Source organism: Arthrobacter sp. 05L45_2 (assembly GCF_056397525.1).
Window position 1 is genome coordinate 1 of the sequence record NZ_JBFTNO010000140.1, and the last position, 8583, is coordinate 8583.

Here is an 8583-nt window from a genome sequence, read left to right on the forward strand (position 1 = left end):
ATTCCACCCTGGACCGCGTCGCCGACGGTGCGCTCTTCGCCGGCGTCGCCATCWGGTTCTTCACCGGCGGCGCCGATACCCCCATCGCCATCGCCGCCGTCGTCTGCCTGGTGCTGGGCATGGTGGTGTCCTACGCGCGGGCCAAGGCGGAGGCGCTCGGCTACCACGCGAACGTTGGGATCGCAGAGCGGGCCGAACGGCTGGTCTCGGTGCTGGTAGTCACCGGTTTTACGGGTCTCGGCCTGCCCACGGTGGTCCTTCTCGCCACCCTCTGCCTGCTGGCCGTGGCCAGCTTCGTGACCATTGTGCAGCGGATCGCCGCCGTGCACCGCCAGTCCGTCGACGAGATCGAGGGAACGGCCAGCGAACAGGCCGCCTGAACACCGTAACCGGAATACAACCGGGCCCCGGCGGGGGACTAGTATTAGCCTTACCGGCCAATGGTTCCCGGTAATCCGGTGTGTGCGAGCCGGTGTACGCCAGATTGTCATCTGCGTGCCGCCCGTGCCCCGGCGAGGTCATCTATCTACCCATAGGGGTTTTTGTGTCTACACCTGATGTAAGCARCGAAGCCGGCGCGTCCGCCAAGAACGTWACGGGCAGCAGCCGCGTCAAGCGCGGCATGGCGGAGATGCTCAAGGGCGGCGTCATCATGGACGTCGTCAACGTCGAGCAGGCCCTCATCGCCGAGGATGCCGGCGCCGTTGCCGTCATGGCGCTCGAGCGCGTTCCCGCCGATATCCGCGCCCAGGGCGGCGTGTCCCGCATGAGCGACCCGGACATGATCGACAAGATCATCGACGCCGTGTCCGTCCCCGTGATGGCCAAGGCCCGGATCGGCCACTTCGTCGAAGCCCAGGTCCTGCAGTCCCTCGGAGTCGACTACATCGACGAGTCCGAGGTCCTGACCCCGGCCGACTACACCAACCACATCGACAAGTGGAACTTCACCGTCCCGTTCGTCTGCGGTGCCACCAACCTCGGTGAGGCGTTGCGCCGCATCAACGAGGGCGCGGCCATGATCCGCTCCAAGGGTGAGGCCGGCACCGGAGACGTCTCCAACGCCACCACCCACATGCGCCAGATCCGCGCCGAGATCCTGAAGCTGGCCGCCCTGCCCGAGGACGAACTCTACGTCGCCGCCAAGGAACTGCAGGCCCCGTACGAACTGGTCAAGGAAGTTGCCTCCACCGGCAAGCTCCCGGTCGTGCTGTTCACCGCCGGGGGCATCGCCACCCCGGCTGACGCCGCCATGATGATGCAGCTTGGCGCCGACGGTGTCTTCGTCGGCTCCGGCATCTTCAAGTCCGGCAACCCGGCCCAGCGCGCCGCCGCCGTCGTGAAGGCCACCACCTTCTTCGACGACCCGGACGTTATCGCCAAGGCCTCCCGCGGCCTGGGCGAAGCCATGGTCGGGATCAACGTCGACGAGATCCCGCAGCCGCACCGCCTCGCCGAGCGCGGCTGGTAACTCGCGCTAATGAGGGCGCCGGACGGCGCTGATCCTCGGCGTGCTATTCCCCGCGCCTTGTTGGCAGCTAAGCGGCAGCCCGGGGCGCGGGGCCCCTTTTACGCACGCTGCCGGATCACACCGCCCGGGGCCTTGCGCTTTTGATGAGTACGACGGCGGCGGGTCACCTTATTTGGGTGGCCCGCCGCCGTCGTTTCCTCTTAAGGGACCTACTCGAGGCCGCGGCGCTTGAGCAGAGGTTCCAGCTGGGCGTCCCGGCCGCGGAATGCACGGAAGGACTCCAGCGGGTCCCGGCTGTTGCCGCGGGAGAGGAGTTCGGCGCGGAAGAAGTCACCGTTCGCCCGGGTCAGCCCGCCGTTGGCCTTGAACCACTCCACGGTTTCGGCGTCGAGGACTTCGCTCCAGATGTAGGAGTAGTACCCGGCCGCGTACCAGCCGCCGGCGAAGATGTGCTGGAAGTAGCCGGTCCGGTAGCGGGGCGGGATCAGGCTGTGCGCCACCCCGGCCGCGGCGAGGGCCTTCGCTTCGAACTCCAGCGCGTCGTCGGGAATCTCCGAGCCGTCGAGCACATGCCAGGCAAGGTCCAGCAGGGCCGCGCCCAGGTACTCCGTGGTGCCAAACCCCTCGCCCCACAGGGCGGCCTCGTTGAGCTTGTCCACCGCTTCCTTCGGGAGCGGCTCGCCGGTGGCGTGGTGCCGGGCGTAGTTGGCGAGCACCTCCGGCCACATGATCCACATTTCGTTGACCTGGGACGGGTACTCGACGAAGTCGCGCGGCACGGAGGTGCCGGCGAACCGCGGGTAGGTGACCGAGGAGAACAGGCCATGCAGGGCGTGCCCGAACTCGTGGAACGTAGTCCGGAGCTCGTCCAGCGTCAGCAGGGTGGGTTCCCCGGCGGGCGGCTTGGAGATGTTCAGGTTGTTGATCACCACYGGCCGGGTATTCAGCAGTCCGGACTGCTCCACCAGCGAGTTCATCCACGCCCCGCCGCGTTTGGAATCCCGGGTGTAGTAGTCGCCCAGGAACAGCCCGAGGTCGGTGCCGTCGGCGTTTTTCACTTCCCAGACCCGGACATCCGGGTGGTAGCCGGCAAGGTCGGTGCGCTCGTGGAACGTGATGCCGTACAGGGCGTTGGCGGCGAAGAACACCCCGTCGCGGAGCACCCGGTCCAGCTCGAAGTACGGCCGCAGGGCCTGTTCGTCCACGGAATACCGCTCGCGTTTGACCTTCGCCGAGTAGTACGCCCAGTCCCAGGCCTCCAGCGGGTGGCCGGCGACCTCTGCCAGGGCCTCGGCCTCGGCGTCGGCGTTCCGGACAGCGGCCGGGGCCAGCCGGTTCATCATGGCCTGCACCGCTTCGAAGTCCGGGGCGGTCTGCTGGTCGACGCTGAGCTCGGCAAAGTTCGCGAACCCGAGCAGCGCCGCCTTCTCGGCACGGAGCCGGACCATGTCCTTGACCAGATCCAGCACGTCCAGGCTGCCGCCGCCCGTGCCGCGGCTGACGGAAGCCTCGAACAGCCGGCGCCGCACATCACGGTTCTCGAGCGCGGCCAGTGCCGGCTGGTTGCTCGGCTGGATCAGGGTGAGCAGGAACTTCCCCTCGTGGCCCGCGGTCCGGGCGGCCTCGGCGGCGCTGGCGACGTCGTCGGCGGGAAGCCCGGCGAGGTCGGCGGCGTCATCGAGCAGCAGCGAGGCTGACTTCATGCCCTCCTTCACGCGTTGGCCGAACTCGGTGCCAAGCGTGGACAGCTCGGCGTTGATCGCCTTCAACCGCTCCTGGCCGGCGTCGTCGAGCTGGATGCCCGACTGGCGGAACTCCTTGAGGTATTCGGTCACCAGCCGGCCCGATTCGGCGTCAAGCCGGTCGGTATTGATCGCAGCGAAACGCTCGAACAGCCCCCGGTTCAAATAGACTGCGTCCTGGTGCGCCGAGAACGCGGGGGAGAGCTGCGTCTCAAGATCCCGGATGGCGTCCGAGGCATCCGCGGAGACCAGCGTGAAGAACGACGCCGCCGCACGCTGCAGGAGCTGTCCGGAGCGCTCCATGGCCAGCGCGGTGTTTTCGAAGGTCGCCGGTTCCGGGTCGTCCACGATCGCCTGGATTTCGGCCAAATGTTCGGCCAGGCCCGYTTCGACGGCTTCGGAGTAATGCCGGACCTCGATGTCCGCGAAAGGCGGCAGTCCGTAGGGCAAGGGGCTGGGGCTCAGCAAGGGGTTGGTCATGAAATAACTCTTTCATGTACGGCGCCGGTTCTCAATGGAGTGCTGCGCGTGTTGTGATCCCGGCCACCGTACGATGGCGGAATGCATATCATCACCACCGGGCTGCGCGGGCGGCTGCTGGCCGGATCTGCAGCGCTTGCGCTGACGGCCACCCTGGCCTCCTGCGGACTTGTGGCCCGCCCGGACGCCAACTCCGCGCCGTCGTCGTCCGGCACCTCAGCAGGCGCGCCCGCCGGTGCCTCCGCCGGTACATCCGCGGGCTCCAGCCCCGGCAGCACAGCTTCGGCGCCGGGCACACAAGGACCGTCCACGCCCGCTCCCACGCCGACCCCCGGAAAGGGGCCCGCCTGCGCGGCCGTCCGCTGCACCTCGGTGCTGATGACCGGAGACATGCTGGTCCACGCCCAGCTGTGGGAACAGGCGCGCGCGGACGCCCTGGCCGCCGGCTCCAAGGGCCTCGACTTCGGCCCACTCCTGGCCGGCCAGCGCAGATACATAGAAAAGAGCGACCTCGCCATCTGCCACCAGGAGACGCCGGTGTCCACGCCCACCGGCCCGTTCTCCGCCTACCCGTCGTTCAACGTTCCGCCGCAGATCATCACCGCTGCCCAGCAGGTGGGGTATCAGGCCTGCACCACGGCCAGCAACCACACCATCGATCAAGGCACCAAGGGCCTGGTCCGGACTCTGGACGCCCTCGACGCCGCGGGCCTCCAGCACACCGGGTCCTACCGCAGCGAAGCCGATTCCCGCGGCATCATGATCATTCCTACCGCCGCCGCAAACATCGCCGTGATCGAAGGGGCCTACGGGCTGAACGGCCAGACCCCGGRGTTCGCGTGGCAGGTGGACATGCTCAATCCTGCCGCGATGATTGCCAAAGCCAAGAAAGCGCGGGCGCTGGGGGCGGACATTGTCCTCGGGGTGATGCACGCGGGGGATGAGTATGCCAGCGTGCCGAACGCGGAACAGCGCAGCGTGGCACACGCCCTGGTGGACAGCGGCCAGTTCACCATGATCTACGGCCACCACACCCACTCGGTCCTCCCCATCGAACGGTACAAGGGGACCTGGATTGCCTACGGGCTTGGGAACGGCGTAACGGAACTTTCACCCTGGTACGTGGTGAACAACGAAGGGCTGCTGCTGCGCGCACAGTTCAGCCAGGACGACGCCGGTAAGTGGTCCGCGTCGGACCTCGCCTGGGCGCCGTCTGTCATTGTCCGCAGCCCCTACCGCTGGTGCTCTGTGGCCTCCGACGCCCCGCAGGGTCCCTGTGCCGGCGCCGCGGCGGACGCGGCCACCCGGCTGCGGACCCGTACCGTGGTGGAATCGATGGGCGCCGCCGCCGCGGGCGCCCACGAACTCCTGATCACCAAGGAACGCTAGGGGTGGCCGCGCCGCTGCCCGCAACCGTCCACCTGTTGTGCGGCCTGAATGGTGCCGGAAAAACAACCCTGGCGGGCGAACTCCAGGCATCCCTTCCCGCAGTCCGGTACAGCCTGGATGACTGGATGCTCCGGCTCTACCCGGAACTGCACTACGCAACAGGCGAGTATGGCCGCCGGGCGGAGGCCTGCAAACTCCTGATATGGGATACAGCCCGGCAGGTCCTGGAGGCCGGTACCGACGTCGTCCTCGACTGGAACCAGTGGAGCCGCGCCCGGCGGGCGGAGTGGCGGGACCGGGCCACGGGCGCCGGTTTCGCCGTTCTCCTGCACCACGTCCGGACTCCGCTACACACAGCCATAGAGCGCACGCGGCTCCGGACGTTGGCCGGAGAGCCGAACTCGCACCCGTTGGACGAAGCTGGTGTCCGGCACCTGGCGGGCATCTTCGAGGACCCCGAGGCCTCGGAAGGCTTGCCGGTAGTCACCGTGTCCACCTAACGACGGCGGGACTTGGGACTGCGGCCGGCCGCCAACAGGCGCCGCCCGTCAGCGCGGCGGGCGCTCCGAAACCGCGCGGACCATAAAGACGCTGTGCGGGTCCAGGACGTAGTCCGCGAATGGGGGGCAAACGGTGAACCCGTGACGTTCGTAGAGCCTGCGGGCCGGGGCGAAGAACTCCTGCGACCCGGTCTCAAGGAACAGCCGCTGGTAACCACGCCGCGCCGCCTCGTCCAGGATCCCGGCGAGCAGAAGCGAAGCCACACCGCGGCCGCGGGCGTGGTTGGCCGTGCGCATCGACTTGATCTCACCTTCGGCGGTCCCGAGTTCCTTCAAAGCCCCGCAGCCAAGGAGACGGCCGCCGTCCGGGCCGCCGTCGTCGCGAGCAGTCCAGAAGGCGATGTCCGGACCGGCCAAAGCCTCCGGGTCGAGGGCGTGGACACTCTCGGCCGGTGATGTGGCGGCCATGTCGGCGAGGTGCTCTGCCAGCAGGTTCAGCACGTCCGGCCGTGCCGGGGTGTCGCGCGCGATGGTGATCATGCACGGGCCTCGGGCGCCGGGATTGAAGCTACCCGTAGCATCCTGGGGACGTCCCGGTCAGCGCGGCCGGCGGGCTGCGTGCTCGCGTGCCTGCACGGCGTAGGTGTCATCGGGGGTGCCTGGAACGAAGCTGCCAAACTTCCGCTCCGCCGCAGTCTTGATCAGGAAGTCGGCCAGCGCAGGGTTCTTCGGCAGCAGCGACCCGTGGAGGTAGCTGGCGACGATGTTGCGGTAGCGGGCGCCTTCCTGGCCGTCGCTGCTGTTGTTGCCAGTGCCCTTCGCCGTGGTCCCCAGCGGTGTCACGCCCGGTCCCAGCGTCGTCTGGCCGCTGTGGTTTTCGTACCCCAGCACCGTGCCGAACTCCGGCGAGGACACCGCGACGTTGCCGATCAGCCGCTCGTCGGTGCCGTGGGTCTCGACGTCGAGGACGCCGATTCCGGGGATGACGGAGCCGGTCCTGGTCTTAAAGAACTTGCCGAACAGCTGGTAGAGCCCGCAGATGACCAGCATGGGCATCCCGTCCTCGGCCAGTTCCTTCAGGGTGGTTTCACGCGACAGAAGGTCGTCCTGGATGACCAGCTGGCCGCTGTCCTGGCCGCCGCCGCCCACGATCAGGTCCACATCGGCGGGAAACTCGTCACCGACGTTGTATTCGAGCAGTTCCGGGGTGTAACCGTGCCAGCGCAGCCGCTGGGCGAGGACCAGGGCGTTGCCCCAGTCGCCGTAGATGTTCATGTCCCGCGGGTAAAGCTGGAGGACGCGGATGGTGCCCTTGTCCGGGCCGGCCGGGTCCTCGGGCGGCAGGACATGCCCGAAGGAGAGTCCGTGCTGGGCGTCGGCGGGTGCCGGGGTCATGAGACCACCTCCACTGTGGTGATTTTGGACAGCTCGCGGCGGATGGCCAGCATGGCGGTGTAGGTGCAGAAGATCCGCTTTGGCTGGTCCTTCGCGCCGCGGATGAAAGCTGCCAGCGCCGGGGCAATGTCGGTGTCCACAGCGCCGATCGCAACGTCGTCGTACTGCAGCCGCAGGGCCATGTCGTAGGCGCGGGAGCCGGAGAGCTGGTCCACGCCGGCATCGCGCAGGGTGTCGAATTCGACGTCCCAGAGCCAGGACATGTCGCGGCCGTCGGCGTAGTTGTCGTTGATGGCGATCATGGTGGCGTAGCCGGCGGCCGGGAACGACTTCAGGCCCAGCCGGAATCCGCTGGGGTTCTTGACGAGGACCAGTTCCAGCGGGAGGCCGTCGACCACCAGGGATTCACCGCGCCCGAAGGCCGGAGCGACGTTGGCCAGCGCCGTCAGCAGTCCGGCCTGGTCGGTACCCGTGCCGCGGACGGCCGTGACCGCACGGGCCAGGGTCAGCGCGGCGGCGGCGTTGAAGATGTTGTACACGCCTCGCAGCTTCATGCCGGTGCTGACAATCTCGCCGTCGTACTCGAAGTCGGCGTCGCTGGCACCCACGCGGCGGAGCACGACGTCGGCATCCGGCTTGGCGGGTGCCGGCGGCACCGGGCTGCCCGGCGCGGCCCGCATTTCGTCGTCGTTGGGGAAGGTGCTGAGCAGTGAATGGTCCAGGCCGAAGTAGCGCACTTCAGGGCCGCCGTGGCCGGCCTGGGGGAGCGCGTCCGCGATCCGGGCGACGCGGGGGTCCTCACGGTTCAGGACGACGGTTCCGGTGGTTTTGGCGGCGATGTGCTGGAGCAGTTCCGCCGTCTTGTCGATTTCGCCGAATCGGTCCAGCTGGTCGCGAAGGACGTTCAGCAGCAGGCAATACCGCGGCGGGACCCTGTTGACGAAGTGCACGGCGTGGGCCTCGTCGAGTTCCAGGACGGCGACGTCGGCATCCAGCCGGCCGCGCCAGTCCACCTCGCCGAGCAGTGCTGCCGCAACGCCACGGGTGAAGTTGCTGCCGGTTCGGTTGGTGAAGACCTTCAGGCCCTGGCTCTCCAGGAGTTCGACGACCATCTTGGTGGTAGTGGTCTTGCCGTTGGTGCCGCTGACGACGGCGACCCCCAGCGGAAGGGTGGAGAGCGTCCGTTGCATAAACCCAGGGTCGATTTTCTCAACCACCAGGCCGGGGAGGGCAGAGCCTCCGCCCCGGAGCCGGGAAACCCGGCGAACGAACTTGCCGAGCGGAACGCTGAAGTAGAGCATGCTTTGTAATATATCCCAGCGGCGGCATGGAACCGGGTCCTGCGGTGCGCCCCGGTGCGGCCCCGAGCACTATGCTGGCAGGATGACCACCCCCCACTCTTCGCCTGGCTCCCGCGTGGGATCCGGCCTGCGGATTGGCGTCCTGGCCCTCCAGGGCGACTTCCGGGAACATCTCCACGCCGTTGAAGCCGCCGGCGCTGCCGGCACCGCCGTCCGCCGCCCCACCGAACTCGACGGCCTGGACGGCCTCATCATTCCAGGCGGCGAATCGACCACCATCGACAAGCTTTCGCGGATGTTCGACC

General features: G+C 68.0%; 7 protein-coding genes and 2 pseudogenes. 5 read left to right on the plus strand and 4 right to left on the minus strand.

Annotated elements, in window-relative coordinates; translation table 11 throughout:
* Window positions 1-380, plus strand: a pseudogene (locus AC1DHD_RS11335) (phosphatidylinositol phosphate synthase); the annotation flags it as partial.
* A 164-nt stretch (window positions 381-544) separates the two neighbouring features.
* Window positions 545-1471: a pyridoxal 5'-phosphate synthase lyase subunit PdxS gene (pdxS, locus tag AC1DHD_RS11340; protein WP_476879813.1), complete on the plus strand. Its 927-nt coding sequence runs from the start codon at window positions 545-547 to the stop codon at window positions 1469-1471.
* 209 nt (window positions 1472-1680) lie between these two features.
* Here the strand turns inward: pdxS and AC1DHD_RS11345 are convergent, their stop codons facing one another.
* Complete coding sequence (locus AC1DHD_RS11345; RefSeq protein ID WP_476879814.1) at window positions 1681-3693, minus strand: M3 family metallopeptidase; 2013 nt, start codon at window positions 3691-3693, stop codon at window positions 1681-1683.
* Window positions 3694-3774: 81 nt separating this feature from the next.
* Between AC1DHD_RS11345 and AC1DHD_RS11350 the strand changes: the two genes are divergently transcribed.
* Together AC1DHD_RS11350 and AC1DHD_RS11355 are read left to right on the plus strand one after the other, a co-directional pair.
* The gene (locus AC1DHD_RS11350; protein ID WP_476879815.1) at window positions 3775-5082 is read left to right on the plus strand and encodes a CapA family protein; all 1308 of its coding nucleotides are present in this window, start codon (window positions 3775-3777) and stop codon (window positions 5080-5082) included.
* A gap of 2 nt (window positions 5083-5084) precedes the next feature.
* Window positions 5085-5582: a P-loop nucleotide/nucleoside kinase family protein gene (locus AC1DHD_RS11355; protein ID WP_476879816.1), complete on the plus strand. Its 498-nt coding sequence runs from the start codon at window positions 5085-5087 to the stop codon at window positions 5580-5582.
* A 48-nt stretch (window positions 5583-5630) separates the two neighbouring features.
* Here the strand turns inward: AC1DHD_RS11355 and AC1DHD_RS11360 are convergent, their stop codons facing one another.
* The 3 genes from AC1DHD_RS11360 to AC1DHD_RS11370 all read right to left on the minus strand — a co-directional run bounded on the left by AC1DHD_RS11360 (window position 5631) and on the right by AC1DHD_RS11370 (window position 8278).
* Window positions 5631-6122 (minus strand): GNAT family N-acetyltransferase, encoded by a 492-nt coding sequence (locus AC1DHD_RS11360; RefSeq protein WP_476879817.1) that lies wholly within the window; start codon window positions 6120-6122, stop codon window positions 5631-5633.
* A gap of 57 nt (window positions 6123-6179) precedes the next feature.
* Window positions 6180-6857: a type 1 glutamine amidotransferase gene (locus tag AC1DHD_RS11365; RefSeq protein WP_476879819.1), complete on the minus strand. Its 678-nt coding sequence runs from the start codon at window positions 6855-6857 to the stop codon at window positions 6180-6182.
* A 116-nt stretch (window positions 6858-6973) separates the two neighbouring features.
* Window positions 6974-8278 (minus strand): MurT ligase domain-containing protein, encoded by a 1305-nt coding sequence (locus AC1DHD_RS11370; protein WP_476879818.1) that lies wholly within the window; start codon window positions 8276-8278, stop codon window positions 6974-6976.
* 82 nt (window positions 8279-8360) lie between these two features.
* Here AC1DHD_RS11370 and AC1DHD_RS11375 point away from each other — a divergent pair.
* Window positions 8361-8583, plus strand: a pseudogene (locus AC1DHD_RS11375) (pyridoxal 5'-phosphate synthase glutaminase subunit PdxT); the annotation flags it as partial.